The following is a 15,171-nucleotide window of genomic DNA, read 5'->3' as shown; positions in this document are numbered from 1 at the left end:
TCAGCCGCCCGACACGGCGGGCACTTCCTTGTTGCAGGCCGCATATGCCGCCACGGTCTTCTGCGGGTCGTCGTTCGGGTTCTCCTCGATGCTGATCTGAATCGATCCCGGCTCGGGGTCCTTGGCGTTGATGCCGCGCTTGCGCAGGCATTCGGCGAGTTTCAGGGCGCGGTCCTCCTGGGCGGCGGACGGCTTGCCCTCCTGGTGCGGATCCGGCGCGAGCGACCGGCAGGCCGCCTGGGCCGCCTGCATCTTCACGTCATTGGGGTCGAAGGTCTTCTCCGGGGCATTCGGGCCGCGGTCCGGGATTTCGACGCCGTGCTTGCGCATGCACTCGGCGAACTTCACCATCTTGTCCTGCTCGCTCTGCGACACCGGCGGGTTCTCCTCACCGCACCCGGCCAGTCCGAACGAGGTGACGGCGGCCAGCGCCACCGCCGCGAATCTCAGCGTCCTCATGTCCTCCAGCATGGCGGCCGCCAGGTTTCTGCGCGGTGACCGGCAACGTTGACCGGGCCCTTATGCGCGGGGCGAGACATCTTCTGTGAAGTCTTCACGGGCCGGAACGGCTCGATTTCCACCGCCGGAACACGCTTGATGGAAAAGGCGGCGCGTGTTGATCGCGCCGCCGGCCGGAAGCAGCCACCAAAGTCGCCGCTTGCGCATGACAGAAATGCTCGGCGGACCCGGACGGTACGGCCGGCTGCGGGGGGCATGACGGATCCGGACCGCCCGGGCCGTCTACGCGCCCGCGCCGGGCTGCGGTGCCGCCCCGCGGGGCGGCCCGAGACGGGCCTGTCGCCGTACGATGCCGGCGCGCCGGTGAACAACGGTGGTGCCGCGCCCGGCGGCGCCCGGGCATGCTCCCTGTCGGACGCCGGGGCGCGGCACCGCGCCCGCCGCGGTCACCCGTCGGACATCGCCACCAGCACCCGGCGGGTGCCCTCGAACGGGCGCCGGCCGTGCGCGACCAGGATGTTGTCGATGAGCAGCACGTCCCCGACGCGCCAGTCCACGTCGACGGCGGCGGCCAGCCCGCGGTCGCGGATCTGTTCGATGTAGGCGTCCGGGATCGGGGTGCCGTCGGCGAACGTCACGTACTGCGGGAACTCGTCGGGCGACAGGATGTCGTACAGCTCCTGCGACGTCTCGTCGCCGAGCCCGGCCGGGTGCCACTGGTCGGCCTGGTTGAACCAGACCTCCGTGCCGGTGACCGGGTGCCTGGTGGTCGCGGGGCGCAGCTGGACGATGCGCAGGCCGTCCGGGCCCCACTCCCACTCGGCCCGCGACTGTCTGAGGAATTCCTCGACCGCCTTGCGGTCGTCGGTCTCGAACGTCTCCTGCCAGCTCTTCCCGAAGCCGAACCCGTCGTGCAGGTTCTGGATGTAGCGCAGCCCGCCGGCGAACGCGTCGCGCACCTCGGCGTCGAGCGACTCCAGCCACAGCGCGCCGTCGACCACCGAAGTGGCGCCGCCGCTGTCGGGCGCCTTCTCGCAGTAGAACGCGAGCCGGGCCGGCCAGCGATGGGCGTAGCTCAGCTCGTTGTGCATCGAGATGGTGTACTGCCGCGGATACTCGGTCGAGGTGTAGACGTTGCCGCGCACCCGGGTGCGCGGGGAGTTCCCGTGCACGTACGGCAGCCGGTTCGGCACCAGCCGGTCGAGCACGTCCTCGACGTTCTCCGGGGTCACCGCGAAATTCCGGAAGACGAGCGCCTTGTGCTCGGTCAGCAACTCGGCCAGCCGGTCGCGCCCCAGGGCATCCAGCCAGGCGGCCAGGTCCGGCGTGCCCGCCGCGTCACCGGTGATCTCGTGCGGCCGCCAGGCCGCACGGCCGTTCGCGGTCTGCATAACGCCCTCCAATCCCACGCCAGGCCGACGCCCGGACGGGCCGTCGGCCTGGTCAGCGAAGCCGCGGGCAGTGCCGCCGCTATTTCTTCTCCATCGCCTCGATCAGGCTCTTGGGGCGCATGTCGGTCCACGATTTCTCGATGTATTCGAGACATTCGTCGCGGGACGCCTCACCGAATACCGTGGTCCAGCCGTCCGGAACGTCCAGGAAGGCCGGCCACAGCGAATGCTGGTTTTCGTCGTTGACCAGGACCAGATAGTTGGCGTCGGGATCCTCGAACGGGTTGGGCACCGTACTGTCCTCACTGCTCGGCGACAAGGATGGTACAGACAGGGTGACCAAGCGCTGTCAGCACCGCAGCGGCGGGCGCAACCACTGTGACACGGGCGGAAAGGGCCGGGCAAGGCGGCCCGGCCGCGCCGTTCGCACCGGCGTTCAACTGCGCGCGGACTCCAGTCGAACATGTCCGCGCCCGGACTTCACCGGGGCATTCGACGGGGTGCGCCGCGCGTTGACGTCCGCACGGCGATGTGGTGCGTTAGTGCAACGGACAGAGCGGGCGCATTCAGTGTGCCCGACGGGAAACCGCTCGCGGCGATCGGTACGGCGGCGGCGCGCGAGAAACGGTACGGCTGTGCCGCAAGTCGATTCCAGACGGGAGACAGCACATGCCCGAAAGCCAGGAGCGGGTCTTTCTCCGCTCGAATGCGATCATCGAGCCGCTGGTCGACAGATTCTATGCCTGGATGCACGTCGTCACGCCCGCCCAGGCCGCCATGAACCTGGCGAACGTGCAGGTGCCGCTGCTGGAGTCGTACCTGCACTCGCCGCAGGTGCACGTCGCGGCCAGCAACAACCCCGCGCTGCGCGGCGGCTACTTCGTCAACGTCGAGGAGGCGCGCGCCGACGAGATCCGCGATCTGCTGGACCAGATCAAACGGGACCGCACGGAGATGCTGACCTTCGCCGCGGCCGTGGCGGAGGCCGACGAGCTGCTCCGCCAGAACGCCACGGGGTTCGACCTCACCCCGCTGTACCCGAAGCTGCCGGCGGCGCTCAACGGCCTGGTGGAGCTGGCCTACGACACCGGCAACCAGGCCTCGCTGCACATCCTGGAGCCGCTGCTGTACCAGAGCCCGGTGTTCGACCGGAGCCGCCAGTCGGTGCAGCTGTCGCTGGAGACAGGGGTGGAGCGGCCGTTCATCCTCAGCACCCCGCGGCTGCCGTCGCGCGACGTGCTGGAACTGCCCATCACCTTCGACCACCCGGGCCTGGACGAGCTGTTCGCGGCGCGCGTGACCGCCACCCCCCGGGCCCGGCTGCACGAGGCGCTGGAGCTGGACGCCGACCAGGCGGCGCAACTGAACCGGCTGCTCGCCGACGAGCCCAGCCTCGCCGAAGACCGCAACATCGACAGCGGCGGGCGGATCCGCTACTTCGGCCACGCCTGCCTGGTGCTGCAGGCCCCGGACGCCGCCGTCGTGGTGGACCCGTTCATCAGCGCCGACAACCGGCACGGCGACCGGTACACCCTCGACGACCTGCCGGACCACATCGACCTGGTGCTGATCACCCACGGGCACCAGGACCACATCGTGCTGGAGACCCTGCTGCAGCTTCGCCACCGCACCGACGCGGTGGTGGTGCCGCGGGCGTCCCGGGGCAACCTGTGCGACCCGTCGATCGGCCTCTACCTGAAGTCGATGGGCTTCACGGTGATCGAGGTGGAGGAGTTCGACGAGGTGCCGCTGCCGGGCGGCAACCGGGTGGTCGCCACGCCGTTCCTCGGTGAGCACTCCGACCTGGACATCCGCGCCAAGTCGACCTACCTGGTGGACATCGCCGGAAAGAAGGCGTTCGTCGGCGCGGACTCCTCGGGCATCGACCCGGCGCTGTACCGGTACATCCGCTCGCACCTGGGCGACGTCGACATGGCGTTCCTCGGCATGGAGTGCGACGGCGCCCCGCTGACCTGGCTCTACCAGGGCCTGCTGACCCGGCCGGTCACCAAGAAGATGAGCGACTCGCGCAAGCTGTCCGGCTCCAACGCGCAGCAGGCCGCGGCGATCATGACGGAGCTCGGCTGCGGCGAGGCGTACGTGTACGCCATGGGCGAGGAGAGCTGGCAGGGGCACGTCATGGCGACCACCTACACGCCGGACACCTACCAGATCAAGCAGATCGAGGAGTTCCTCGCCTGGTGCAAGGAGCACGACATCGCCGCCGAGCACCTGTTCAACAAGCGAGAGTGGCGCTGGTAGGAAGCCCGTACGACGATGCCCTTCCTGCGCGTCAACGGTGTCCGGCTCTCCTACCGGCGGTCCGGCCGCGGCGAACCCGTCCTGCTCATCACGGGTTCCGGTGCGGCCGGCCACCAGTGGGACATGTACCAGACGCCGGCGCTGCACGAGGCGGGCTACGCGACCGTCACGTTCGACAGCCGCGGCGTGCCGCCGTCGGACGCCCCCGCGGGCGAGTACACGATGGCGGACATGGTGGCCGACGTCCGGGGCCTGATCGAGGCGCTGGACCTGGCGCCGTGCCGGATCGTCGGGACCTCGCTGGGCGCGCTGATCGCGCAGCGGTTGGCGATCGGTGCGCCGCGGCTGGTGCGCTCGGCGGTGCTCATGGCGACCCGGGCCCGGTCGGACGCGTTCCGCCGGGCCCGGTCCGCCGCCGAGCGCAGGCTGCTGGAGAGCGGTGTGCGGCTGCCGCCGGAGTACCAGGCCGTCAACCTGGTGATGCAGATGTTCTCCCCGCGGACGCTCGGCGACGACGAGGCGGTGGCCTCGTGGCTGGAGCTGTTCGAGCTGACCGCCGCCGGCGCGCCCGTCGCGCCCGGCCTGGAGTGGGTCGACACCGACGCCGACCACCGCGCCGAGCTGCGCCGCGTCAGCGCGCCCTGCCGGGTCATCGCGTTCGCCGACGACCTGGTCTGCCCGCCGCACCTGGGCGCCGAGGTGGCCGACGCCATCCCGAACTGCGACCTGGTGGAGATCCCCGGCTGCGGGCACCTCGGCCATCTGGAACGCCCCGGCCCGGTGAACGACGCGATCGTGGAGTTCTTCGACAAGCACTGACCCGCGCGCCGAGTTCCGACCCGCGCACCGTCGCGACCCGCGCCGTCCATGACCGCCGGGCGTGCGAACCGCGCGCTTCCGCCGCCCGGCGGCCGGCCGCGGCCAACGCCCGCGGCCACCTCGGGGAAGCGGTCACCTCGGGGAAGCGGTCACCTCGGGGAAACCGTTCGTCGGACAGGCTGGTCACCGTGAGGACATCGGCAGGGGAGCAGCCGGAGGCTGACGATGCTGGATTCTGAGCTGGACAACCCCCTAACGGACAAGAAGACGGTGCCGCCGCCCCGGCCGCGGCGCCGCAGGGGCCGGGCGCTGCTGGGCGGAACCGCCGTGCTGGCCATCGGCGCGGCCGGCGCGGCGTACGCGTTGAACGACGGCGGCGGCTCGAAAACGCCCGCCACCTCCGCGCTGCCCACCGCGACGGTGGTCCGCACCAACCTGACCACGACCGCCAACGTGGACGGCACCCTCGGCTACGCGGGCGAACACACCGTGCTCGCCGACGGCGGCAAGCGGATCACCTGGCTGCCGCGGGAGGGCGCCGTGATCCGCCGCGGCGAACAGGTGTACGGGGTGGACGGCCGCCGCGTCCCCCTGTTCTACGGCAAGATGCCGTTCTGGCGGACCCTGCACAGCGGCGTCTCCAACGGCTACGACGTGCTGGTGCTGGAACGCAACCTGAAGGCGCTCGGGTTCGGCGACGGCATGACCGTGGACCGCGACTTCACCTACGCCACCCAGCAGGCCATCGAGGAATGGCAGGACGACATCGGCGTCCCCCAGACCGGCGTGGTGAAGGTCGGCGACGTGGTGGTGCAGCCGGACGCGATCCGCGTCACCAAGGTCAAGGCGGTCCTCGGCGCCCGTGCGAGCGGCACCGTGCTCACCGCCAGCGGCACCAGACGCGAGGTCACGGTGAACCTGCCGGTCGGCCAGCAGGGCATGGCCGTCAAGGGCGCCAAGGTGGACGTCACCCTGCCCGGCGGGAAGAAGGCGACCGGACGCATCACCTCCGTCGGCACGGTCGCCACCGCCGGTTCCACCGGCTCCTCGACGCAGACCGGCCAGAGCACCGAGACCGCCACCATCCCCGTTTTCATCACCCTCGACAAGTCCGGCAGCGTGGGCAACCTCGACAACGCCCCGGTCACGGTCGCGTTCGCCAGCGCCGAGCGCAGGAACGTGCTGGCCGTGCCGATCACCGCGCTGCTGGCGTCCGGCGACGGCGACTACTCGGTCAACGTGGTGGACGCGTCCGGCGCGGTCCGCTCCGTACCGGTGCGGCTCGGCATCTTCGACGACGACATGGTCGAGGTGAGCGGCGCCCTCAGCCCGGGCATGAAGGTGCAGGTGCCCAAGTCATGAGCGAGGGCCTCCTGACCGGCGGGGACACGACCCCGGTCGTGTCGGTGCAGCGCGCGGTCAAGGACTACCCCGGCGGTGTGCGGGCGCTCCGCGAGGTGTCGCTGGACGTGCGGCCGGGCGAGCTCGTGGCGATCGTGGGGCCGTCGGGCTCGGGCAAGTCGACCCTGCTGCACCTGATGGGCACGCTGGACACCCCGTCGTCCGGCCGGGTCCTCATCCGCGGGCACGACGTCGCCCGGCTGCCGGACCGGCAGCTGGCCGCGGTGCGGGCGCGCTGGATCGGGTTCGTGTTCCAGCAGTTCTTTCTGACCGCGCACCTGACCGCCTTGGACAACGTCGCCACCGGGCTGCTGTACCACGGCGTGTCGCCCCGGCGCCGCCGCGAGCTGGCCCGGGCCGCGCTGGAGCGGGTGGGGCTGGGCCACCGCCTGCACCACCTGCCGAACCAGCTGTCCGGCGGGGAGAAGCAGCGCGTCGCCATCGCCCGCGCGGTCGTCGGCGACCCGCCGCTGCTGCTCGCCGACGAGCCCACCGGCAACCTCGACTCGGTGGCCGGCGCCGGCGTCCTGGAGCTGCTCACCGACCTCAACCGCGACGGCACCGCCGTGGTGGTCATCACCCACGACCTGGAGGTCGCGGCCGCGCTGCCGCGCCGACTGGAGATACGCGACGGACGGATCCACGCCGACACGGGGGTACCGGCATGACGACCGCTCTACCGGAACCGGCCCGGCTGCGCGCCGCCGACCTGGCCCTGGTCGGCCTGGACGGGCTGCGCGGCAGGCCGCTGCGGGCGGTGCTTTCCGCGCTCGGCATCGCCATCGGCGTCGCCGCGATGGTCGGCCTGGTCGGCATCAGCACGGTCAGCAAGGCCGGGCTGATGGAGGAGATCCGGCAGCTCGGCACGAACCTGCTCACCGTGAGCCCGGGGACGACGCTGAGCGGGCAGAGCGCGGTGCTGCCGGAGACCGCCGAGAGCATGGTGAGCCGGATCCCCGGGGTGACCGGGGTGTCGGCGGTCGGCCTGGTGCCGAACACCACCGTCCGCCGCACCGACAAGATCGACCCCGCCACCACCCGCGGCATCTCGGTGCAGGCGGCGCGGCCCAACCTGCTGCGGGCGCTGGGCGGCTCGGTCCGGTCCGGGACGTTCCTCAACGACGCCTCCAGCCGGTACCCGGCGGTGGTGCTCGGCTCGGTGGCCGCCGAGCGGCTGGGCATCGACCGCGCCGGCAGGCACGTCTACATCGCCGGCCGGTGGATGACGGTGATCGGCATCCTGGACTCTCTGAAACTGGCGCCCGAGATCGACCGGTCCGCGCTGATCGGCTGGTCGTACGCCCGGCAGCTGGGGTTCGACGGGCACGCGACCACCCTCTACGAGCGTTCGACCGACGCCACCGTGCAGTCGGTGCAGAAGGCGCTGGGCGCCACGGTCAACCCGGAGCATCCCGAGGAGGTGAAGGTGAGCCGCCCGTCGGACGTGCTCACCGCGGAGGCCGCCGCGAACCGGGCGTTCAACGCGCTGTTCTTCGGACTCGGCGCGGTGGCCCTGCTCGCCGGCGGCGTCGGCATCGCCAACATCATGGTGATCTCGGTGCTGGAGCGCCGGTCGGAGATCGGACTGCGCCGGTCGCTGGGCGCCACCCGCGGGCAGATCCGGCTGCAGTTCCTCACCGAGTCCGTCACCCTCTCCACGCTCGGCGGGGCCGCCGGAGTGCTGATCGGCCTGCTCGTCTGCTTCGGCTACGCGGCCTTCCGGGGCTGGCCGCTGGCCCTGCCGGTCCAGGCGATCTGCGGCGGCGCCCTCGCCGCCGTCGCCATCGGCGCCCTCGCGGGCGTCTACCCCGCCCGCCGGGCCGCGCGCATGCCCCCGACCGAGGCCCTCACCAGCACGTGACGGACCGACCGCCCCGCCCCCGCGGACCGGGGTGCCCCCGGCCGCCCGCGCGGCCTCGGGGTCACCCCGGTCGTCCGCTCCGCGACGTCCGCTCCCGGTGATCAGGTCTCGTAGCCGAACCGCCGGACGAGCGCGGCGAACTCCTCGTCCTCGCGCAGCCGCCGCTGGTACGCGGCCTCCACGTCGGTGCCGATCTCCGCGAGGGACGGCACCGGTTCCGGCGCCGAGGGGCGGCGCCTCCGCGGCTCCTCGAACGCCGCCATCCCCGGCAGCCTCTCCGAGATCGGGGCGTCCCGCACCGACTCCGGAGTCCACGCCGCCACGGTCCGCCGCACCCGGTCCTCGTCCACCGGGCCGAGGACGCCGAGGAACTCGACGAAGCGGCGCAGCGCCCCGGCCGGGTCGGCCAGCAGGTCCTCATAGCGCAGCACGCACACGTCCTTGAGGTTCGGAAAGTGCGCGCGGGCCCGCCGCGGCGACGTCCACTCCCGGACGTGCTGCTCCCACGTGCCGCGCTCGTCCGGGGACCGCGACACCGCACCGAGACGGGCGATCAGCCGCTTGGCCCGCTCCTGGCGCTCCCCGGGCTCGGGCCGGCTGTTGCGGACGATGCTGCCGATCACCGTGCGCGGGTCGCGCACCAGATACACCACCTTCTCCGTCGCCTCGCGGTAGGGGTCGAGGATCTCCTCGCCCGGCATGCCGTCGGCCTTCACCACGTACGGGCGGTTCTCGTCCAGCGGCACCATGCGGCCCCAGCTGAACAGCCTGACCAGGTTGGGCGCCACCTCGAACGCCTCCTCCAGGGAGACCTCGGCGGGCGGCGCGTCCAGCAGATAGCCGGTGATCAGATAATGCGCGGAGTTGCCGCCGGACTGGCGGCCGGCGGCGAGCCAGGTGAGACCGTGCATGGTCACTCGTCTCCGTTTCGTCGCGGGTGGCGTCCGCACCGGGTCACTGGGCGTATCCGTACCGCTCGGCGAGACCGGCGAATTCCTCGTCCTCGCGCAGCAGCCGCAGGTACGCCTCCTCGACGTCCTCGCCGTAGCCCGACAGCGACTGGCCGCTCAGCCCCTGACCGAAGAACGGGTTCCTCCCCGGGCGGCGCGACCTGTCGCCGCGCTCCTGCTCGCGCAACCTGTCCAGCGTCGAGTTCCGCACGGCCCGTTGCACCCGGTCGGGATCGATGTGGTTGTCGAAACCGAGAAAGTCGATCATCTTGTGCAGCGATGCGGCGGTGTCATGCTTCATGTCTTCGTACCGGATCACGCACACGTCGGCGTCCGGGAAGTGTCGGTGCAGCCGCTGCGGGGAGGTCCACTCCAGCACGTTCTGCGGCCAGGTGCCGAACCCGACCCGCCGCCAGGCATCGACCCCGCGGTGTTCGATGAAATGCCTGGCGAACGCCGTGCGGTGCTTTTCGCCGACATGCAGGAACCGCTCGTTGCTGTAGATCACGTCGCGCGGGTTTCGGATGATGTAGAGGACTTTGCCGGTGGCCGAGCGGTACCGGCGCTGCACTTCGGCCCCGGGCAGGAAGTGCGTCTTCACCGCCAGTGTCCGCGGATGGTCGAGCGGCAGCAGTCGGCCTTGCTGGAACATGTCCACCAGGTCGGTCACGGCCTCGTCCAAAATGCCCATCTCGTTGACGCGTATCCGCACCTCGTCGTCGCGCAGGTAACTGGCCAGCAGGATGCGGGCCCACGTGTTACCGGATTTCGGATAGGAGGCCACCCAGGCGATCGGCATGCTCGGCGTCCCTTCGCCAGGTCGTCCGTTACGGAGGTCCCGATTATGCGGGAAACGCTTTCCTATGGCGAGCGGCGTTCGGCGGGCCGCCGGCCGCGGCGATCCGGCGGGCGGACGATCCGCACCGGCGGTCACCTCGACACAACCTCCCGGCGGCCACACTGAACCCACGCCGATCCGCAGCCGTGGAATCGAAAGGGGACGGGCGCCGATGGACGAACACGCGGACACGGTGGTACGGCTCGCCTCGGTCCACAAGACCTACGGCGACGTCGTCGCGCTGGGCGGGGTCACCCTGCGGATCCGGCGCGGCGAGGCCGTCGCGGTGATGGGCCCCTCGGGCAGCGGGAAGTCGACGCTGCTCAACATGGTCGCGGGCCTGGACCGGCCGACCTGCGGCTCGGTGGTGGTGGACGGCGAAGACCTCACCGGCATGGGCGAGTCGGCGCTGGCCCGGTTCCGGCGCCGCCGGATCGGAATGGTCTTCCAGTTCTTCAACCTGCTGGACGACCTGCCCGCGCTGGAGAACGTCGCGCTGGCCGGACGGCTGGTCGGCATGCCGCCGCGCAAGGCCCGGGCGCGGGCCCTGGAACTGCTGGACCGGCTCGGCATCGCCGACCGGCAGGGCGCCTACCCGGCGGTGCTGAGCGGAGGCGAGCGGCAGCGCGTCGGGGTGGCCCGGGCGCTGATGAACCGTCCGGCGCTGCTGCTGGCCGACGAACCCACCGGCGCCCTCGACAGCAGGACCGGCGACCAGGTCGTCGACCTGCTGCTCGACCTCAACCGGACGGGCCAGACCCTGCTGCTGGTCACCCACGACGAGCGGCTGGCCACCCGGTGCGCCACCCGGCTGGTGGAGTTCACCGACGGCCGGATCGTCCGGGAGACCGAGCCGAACAGGAGCCGGCCATGGAGCGTCCGCTGAGCGCGGTGTGGGCCGCCTCGCGGGCCGGCGTGCGGCGGCGCCGCCTGCAGACGGTGAGCATCGGTGTCGTGGTCGCCCTGTCCACGGCGACCCTGCTGTTCGGGTTCGGGCTGCTCGCCGCCTCGAACTCGCTGTTCGACGACGCCTTCGCCCGGGCCCGCGGGGCGCAGGCGACCGCCGCGTTCGACGCCGCCGAGGTCTCGGCCGCCAGGGTCGCCGCGACAGCGCGGGCCGCCGGCGTCACCGCCGCCGCCGGGCCGTTCCAGACGGCGGTGCTCCGGCAGGCGCGGGCGTCCGCCGGAATGCCCGGCCCGGGGCAGGACCTGCGCGTCGCGGGCCGGGCCGACCCGGGCGGCCCGGTGGACCGGCTCACCATCACCTCCGGACGGTGGGTGCGCGGACCGGGCGAGATCGTCCTCCACGGCAGGCCGGGCGGCGCCCTGCGGGTGGGCGGCACGCTCAGCTCGCCGGGCCTGCCGGAGCTGACCATCGTGGGCTTCGCGATCTCGGTGACCGGATCGGCCGACGGCTGGGTGGCCCCCGCCCAGATCGGCGCGCTGCGGCCGGACGGGCTGCAGATGCTCTACCGGTTCGCGCGCGCCGGCGACTCGCCGCAGGTGCAGCGGAGCCTGGCCGAGGCGACCGCCGGGCTGCCGGTGACGGGCAACGAGTCGTACGTGACCGTCCGGCAGGCGTTCCAGGAGAGGTTCAACCAGCTCATCCCGTTCATCACCGTCTTCGGCGCCCTCGCCATGGCCGTGTCCGCGATCATCATCGGCACCGTGGTCAGCGGCGCCGTGGTCGCGGGGTTCCGGCACATCGGCGTCCTCAAGGCGCTCGGCTTCACCCCGGCGCAGGTGACCGCGGTGTACCTGGTGATGGTCATGACCCCGGCGCTGGCGGGCTGCGCGGCGGGCGTCGCGGCCGGCCACCTGATGGCCGACGCGATGGCCGAAAACATGGCGCGCGGCTTCGAGCTGCCCTCGGCCTGGGGAGCCACCCTCCTGCTGGACGCGGCGGCGGGCGGCTGCGTCGTCGTCCTGGTGGCGCTGGCCGCCCTGGGCCCGGCGCTGCGGGCCGGGCGGCTGCCGGCGGTGCAGGCGATCAGCGCCGGGGCCGTGTCCCGCCGCGGCCGCGGCCGGGGACCGCAGCGGTGGCTGGCCCGCACCCGGCTGCCGGCGCCGGTCGCGCTGGGGCTGGGCCTTCCGGTCGCCCGGCCCGCCCGGACCGCGCTCGTCCTGACGGCGCTCGGCCTCGGCGTGACCGCGGCGACCCTGGGACTCGGCCTGCACCAGACCGTCTCGAAGATCATGACGGCGGACCCCGAGGGCCACACGTCCGTCACCGTGGGCGCCGCCCCGTTCGGCCCGACGCGGCCGGACCTGTCCGAACGGCAGGTGTTCACGCTTCTGCGCGAGCAGCCGGGAACCGCCCACGTGATGTCGTACGACCTGCTGAAGGTGCGCGGCGCGGGGCTCCCCGACGGTCTGACCGCCGAAACCTACAACGGGGACTACCGCCCGTTCCTCGGCGACAACCTCATCCGCGGACGCTGGTTCACCGGTCCGGGCGAGGTCGTGCCGAGCGAAAGCCTCCTGCGGCTCCATCACCTGCGCGTCGGCGACACCCTCACGCTGCGGGCCGAGGACGGCGCACCTGCCCGGGTGCGCATCGTGGGCTCGTTCGCGCAGCCCGACCCGAACCGGCTGATGCTCGACGCGCGGAACTTCCCGGACTCGGAGGGCGCCGCCGGCCTGCGGCGGCCCATCTCGGTGATCGTGACACCGGGCACGGCCCCGGCGGACTACGCCGCCCGGATCAACGCGCTGCTGTCCGGCGACGGAATGTCCGCCAAGGTCACCGAGCCCGAAACCGGCGGCGCCGTGGTCTTCCACGGGCTGTTCCTGCTCCTCTCGCTGATCATCTGCACCGCGGCGGGGCTCGGCGTGCTGAACGGCGTGCTGCTCAACGCCCAGGAGCGCAGCCGCGACCTGGGCGTCCTCAAGGCCGTCGGGATGACCCCGCGGCAGGTCGCCCTCATGATGGTGACGTCGATGGCGGCCCTGGGCGCCGTCGGCGCCGCGCTCGGGATTCCGCTCGGAGTCGCCGTCCATCACGCTGTGGTGGACCTCACCGGCCGGCTGACCGCCGGCGGGATGGCCGCGTCGTGGATCCACGTCTACGACTGGTGGCTGCTCGCCCTGCCGGCCTGCGCCGGACTGCTGATCGCGGTCCTCGGCTCCTGGCCGCCCGCCGGCCGGGCCGCCGCCACCCGCACCGCCACGGTGCTGCGCGGCGAGTGACGGCGTTCCACACGGATAATCCGGCGCCTTGCCAATCGGAATGCCTATCGCGGATATTCGGCGCGCGGAACACACCCGTTCAACTGGACACGACAACAGTTGAACACCCCCGGCGCATCGCGCGTCGGCCGCTTCGCCCCGCCCCGGCGCCCGGCCTGTTCAACTGCGTCACCTTTTCGGTTGAACAGACGGCCGATCGGCGGCGGTCTTGTTCGCCGCGCGCGGATGCGTTGGGATGGCCTGGTCTGCCGGACCGAAGTGCGAGAGCCTGTTGCCGGGCGCTCAGGCGTGGCTTCGGTGTGGCGTTCGAAAAACAGGGAGATCCAGTGCTGATTCCGCTCTCTTTCGCGCAGCGCCGGTTATGGTTCCTGGCCCAGTTGGAAGACGCGAGCACGGCCTACAACAACGTCATCGCAGTGGCCTTGCACGGCCGGCTCGACGTGCGGGCGCTGGGCGCGGCACTGCGGGACGTGCTGGAGCGCCACGAGTCGCTGCGCACGGTGTTCCCGGTGGTGGACGGCGAGCCGCACCAGCACGTCCTGGACCCGCGGGAACTGCACTGGGAGCTGGAAATCCGGCAGGCCGGCCGGGAGGACGTCGCCGACGCCGTGGCCGAGGCGGGGCGGCACCGGTTCGACCTGGCCGCCGACGTGCCGATCCGGGCATGGCTGCTCGCCGTCGCGGCGGACGAGCACGTCCTGATATTGGCGCTGCACCACATCGCCACCGACGCCTGGTCGCACCGCCCGCTGGGCCGGGACCTGTCGGCCGCGTACGCGGCGCGGGTGCGCGGCGAGGCCCCGCAGTGGCAGCCGCTGCCGGTCCAGTACGCCGATTACACGTTGTGGCAGCGGGAACTCCTCGGCCCGGAGTCCGATCCGAACAGCCGGTACTCGGTCCAAGTGGACTACTGGCGGCGGAAACTGGCGGGAATCCCCGAAGAATTGACGCTTCCGGCGGACCGGCCCCGTCCGGCCGTGGCCAGTCATCGCGGACACCGGGTGCCGTTCTCGGTTCCGGCCGAGGTGCATCGGCGGCTGGCGGAACTGGCCCAGGCCGAACGCGCGACCCCGTTCATGGTGCTGCAGGCCGCGCTGGCGGTGACGCTGTCGCGGCTCGGCGCCGGCACCGACATTCCCATCGGGTCGGCGGTCGCCGGCCGCACCGACGAGGCCCTGGACGACCTGGTCGGGTTCTTCGTCAACACGCTGGTGATCCGCACGGATCTGTCCGGCGACCCGCGGTTCCGGGAGGTGCTCGCCCGCGTCCGCCGGACGAGCCTGGAGGCGTTCGCGCACCAGGACGTGCCGTTCGAACGGCTGGTGGAGGAACTGGCCCCGGCCCGGTCGCTGGCCCGCCAGCCGCTGTTCCAGGTCATGCTCGTCCTCCAGAACACCGCAGAGGCGACCCTGGAACTGCCCGGCGTGACGGCCCGGCCGCTTCCGTCCAACCAGCCGGTGGCCAAGTTCGACGTGGACGTGTCGCTGTCGGAGACCTTCGACGAGCAGGGCCGCCCGAACGGCCTGCACGGGGCGATCGTCGGAGCCGAGGACCTGTTCGACGAGCAGACCGTCACACGGCTCGTGCGCTGCTTCGTCCGCGTTCTGGAGACCGTGACCGCGGAACCGGATGCGCGTCTGCATGCCGTGGACGTTCTCGACCCGGGGGAACGGGACCTCTTGGTGCGCGGATGGAATGACACCGCGACGGATGTGGCGGGCTCTGCGGTCGTGGAGTTGTTCGAGGAGTGGGTGCGTCGAGCTCCGGATGCGGTCGCGGTCGTGCACGACGGGGTGCGGGTGACGTATGCCGAGCTGGACGCGCGGGCGAATCGGATCGCGCATCACCTGCGTGGCCTGGGCGTGGGTGCGGAGTCGGTGGTTGCGCTGCGCCTGCCGCGTGGTGTGGATGTTGTGGCGGCGATGTTGGGTGTGTGGAAGGCGGGTGCGGCGTATCTGCCGATCGATCCGGTGAGTCCGGCCGAGCGTGTGGAGTTCATGC

At 71.9% G+C, this 15,171-nt stretch carries 13 protein-coding genes; 8 read left to right on the top strand and 5 right to left on the bottom strand.

What is annotated here, in order from left to right; translation table 11 throughout:
- The 3 genes from QSK22_RS25330 to QSK22_RS25320 form a co-directional block, all read right to left on the bottom strand.
- Positions 1–459, bottom strand: coding sequence for a hypothetical protein (locus tag QSK22_RS25330; RefSeq protein WP_285496870.1), 459 nt, complete (start codon positions 457–459; stop codon positions 1–3).
- Between the two features lie 446 nt (positions 460–905).
- Entirely contained in the window at positions 906–1,850 is a 945-nt protein-coding gene (locus QSK22_RS25325) for a TauD/TfdA family dioxygenase (protein WP_285496869.1), read from the bottom strand.
- 79 nt (positions 1,851–1,929) lie between these two features.
- Positions 1,930–2,142: an MbtH family protein gene (locus QSK22_RS25320; RefSeq protein WP_285496867.1), complete on the bottom strand. Its 213-nt coding sequence runs from the start codon at positions 2,140–2,142 to the stop codon at positions 1,930–1,932.
- Positions 2,143–2,519: 377 nt separating this feature from the next.
- On the opposite strand from QSK22_RS25320, the gene QSK22_RS25315 reads away from it, so the two are divergent.
- The 5 genes from QSK22_RS25315 to QSK22_RS25295 all read left to right on the top strand — a co-directional run bounded on the left by QSK22_RS25315 (position 2,520) and on the right by QSK22_RS25295 (position 8,193).
- Positions 2,520–4,112 carry an MBL fold metallo-hydrolase gene (locus tag QSK22_RS25315; RefSeq protein WP_285496866.1) on the top strand — a complete coding sequence of 531 codons (1,593 nt, stop codon included), beginning with the start codon at positions 2,520–2,522 and terminating at the stop codon, positions 4,110–4,112.
- Positions 4,113–4,127: 15 nt separating this feature from the next.
- Positions 4,128–4,931 carry an alpha/beta fold hydrolase gene (locus tag QSK22_RS25310; RefSeq protein WP_285496865.1) on the top strand — a complete coding sequence of 268 codons (804 nt, stop codon included), beginning with the start codon at positions 4,128–4,130 and terminating at the stop codon, positions 4,929–4,931.
- A gap of 225 nt (positions 4,932–5,156) precedes the next feature.
- Positions 5,157–6,293 (top strand): efflux RND transporter periplasmic adaptor subunit, encoded by a 1,137-nt coding sequence (locus QSK22_RS25305; protein WP_285496864.1) that lies wholly within the window; start codon positions 5,157–5,159, stop codon positions 6,291–6,293.
- A complete protein-coding gene (locus QSK22_RS25300; RefSeq protein WP_285496863.1) occupies positions 6,290–7,000 on the top strand; it encodes an ABC transporter ATP-binding protein in 711 nt (236 codons plus the stop codon). Before QSK22_RS25305 ends, QSK22_RS25300 begins: the two co-directional genes overlap by 4 nt.
- Positions 6,997–8,193: an ABC transporter permease gene (locus QSK22_RS25295; protein ID WP_285496861.1), complete on the top strand. Its 1,197-nt coding sequence runs from the start codon at positions 6,997–6,999 to the stop codon at positions 8,191–8,193. The genes QSK22_RS25300 and QSK22_RS25295 overlap by 4 nt, the downstream gene beginning before the upstream one ends.
- A gap of 101 nt (positions 8,194–8,294) precedes the next feature.
- Here QSK22_RS25295 and QSK22_RS25290 read toward each other — a convergent pair whose 3' ends face one another.
- Together QSK22_RS25290 and QSK22_RS25285 are read right to left on the bottom strand one after the other, a co-directional pair.
- The gene (locus tag QSK22_RS25290; protein ID WP_285496943.1) at positions 8,295–9,104 is read right to left on the bottom strand and encodes a sulfotransferase family protein; all 810 of its coding nucleotides are present in this window, start codon (positions 9,102–9,104) and stop codon (positions 8,295–8,297) included.
- 43 nt (positions 9,105–9,147) lie between these two features.
- The gene (locus tag QSK22_RS25285; RefSeq protein ID WP_285496860.1) at positions 9,148–10,077 is read right to left on the bottom strand and encodes a sulfotransferase domain-containing protein; all 930 of its coding nucleotides are present in this window, start codon (positions 10,075–10,077) and stop codon (positions 9,148–9,150) included.
- Positions 10,078–10,153: 76 nt separating this feature from the next.
- On the opposite strand from QSK22_RS25285, the gene QSK22_RS25280 reads away from it, so the two are divergent.
- The 3 genes from QSK22_RS25280 to QSK22_RS25270 all read left to right on the top strand — a co-directional run.
- Positions 10,154–10,867 (top strand): ABC transporter ATP-binding protein, encoded by a 714-nt coding sequence (locus QSK22_RS25280; RefSeq protein ID WP_285496859.1) that lies wholly within the window; start codon positions 10,154–10,156, stop codon positions 10,865–10,867.
- Complete coding sequence (locus tag QSK22_RS25275; RefSeq protein WP_285496858.1) at positions 10,852–13,170, top strand: ABC transporter permease; 2,319 nt, start codon at positions 10,852–10,854, stop codon at positions 13,168–13,170. Before QSK22_RS25280 ends, QSK22_RS25275 begins: the two co-directional genes overlap by 16 nt.
- A gap of 326 nt (positions 13,171–13,496) precedes the next feature.
- Positions 13,497–15,171 (top strand): condensation domain-containing protein (locus tag QSK22_RS25270; RefSeq protein ID WP_285496857.1); only part of this gene is annotated, 1,675 nt, incomplete at its 3' end.

The organism is Actinomadura sp. NBRC 104425 (genome assembly GCF_030269545.1).
Taxonomy (GTDB): Bacteria; Actinomycetota; Actinomycetes; order Streptosporangiales; family Streptosporangiaceae; genus Spirillospora; species Spirillospora keratinilytica.
This window is presented reverse-complemented; position numbering and strand designations above follow the sequence as displayed.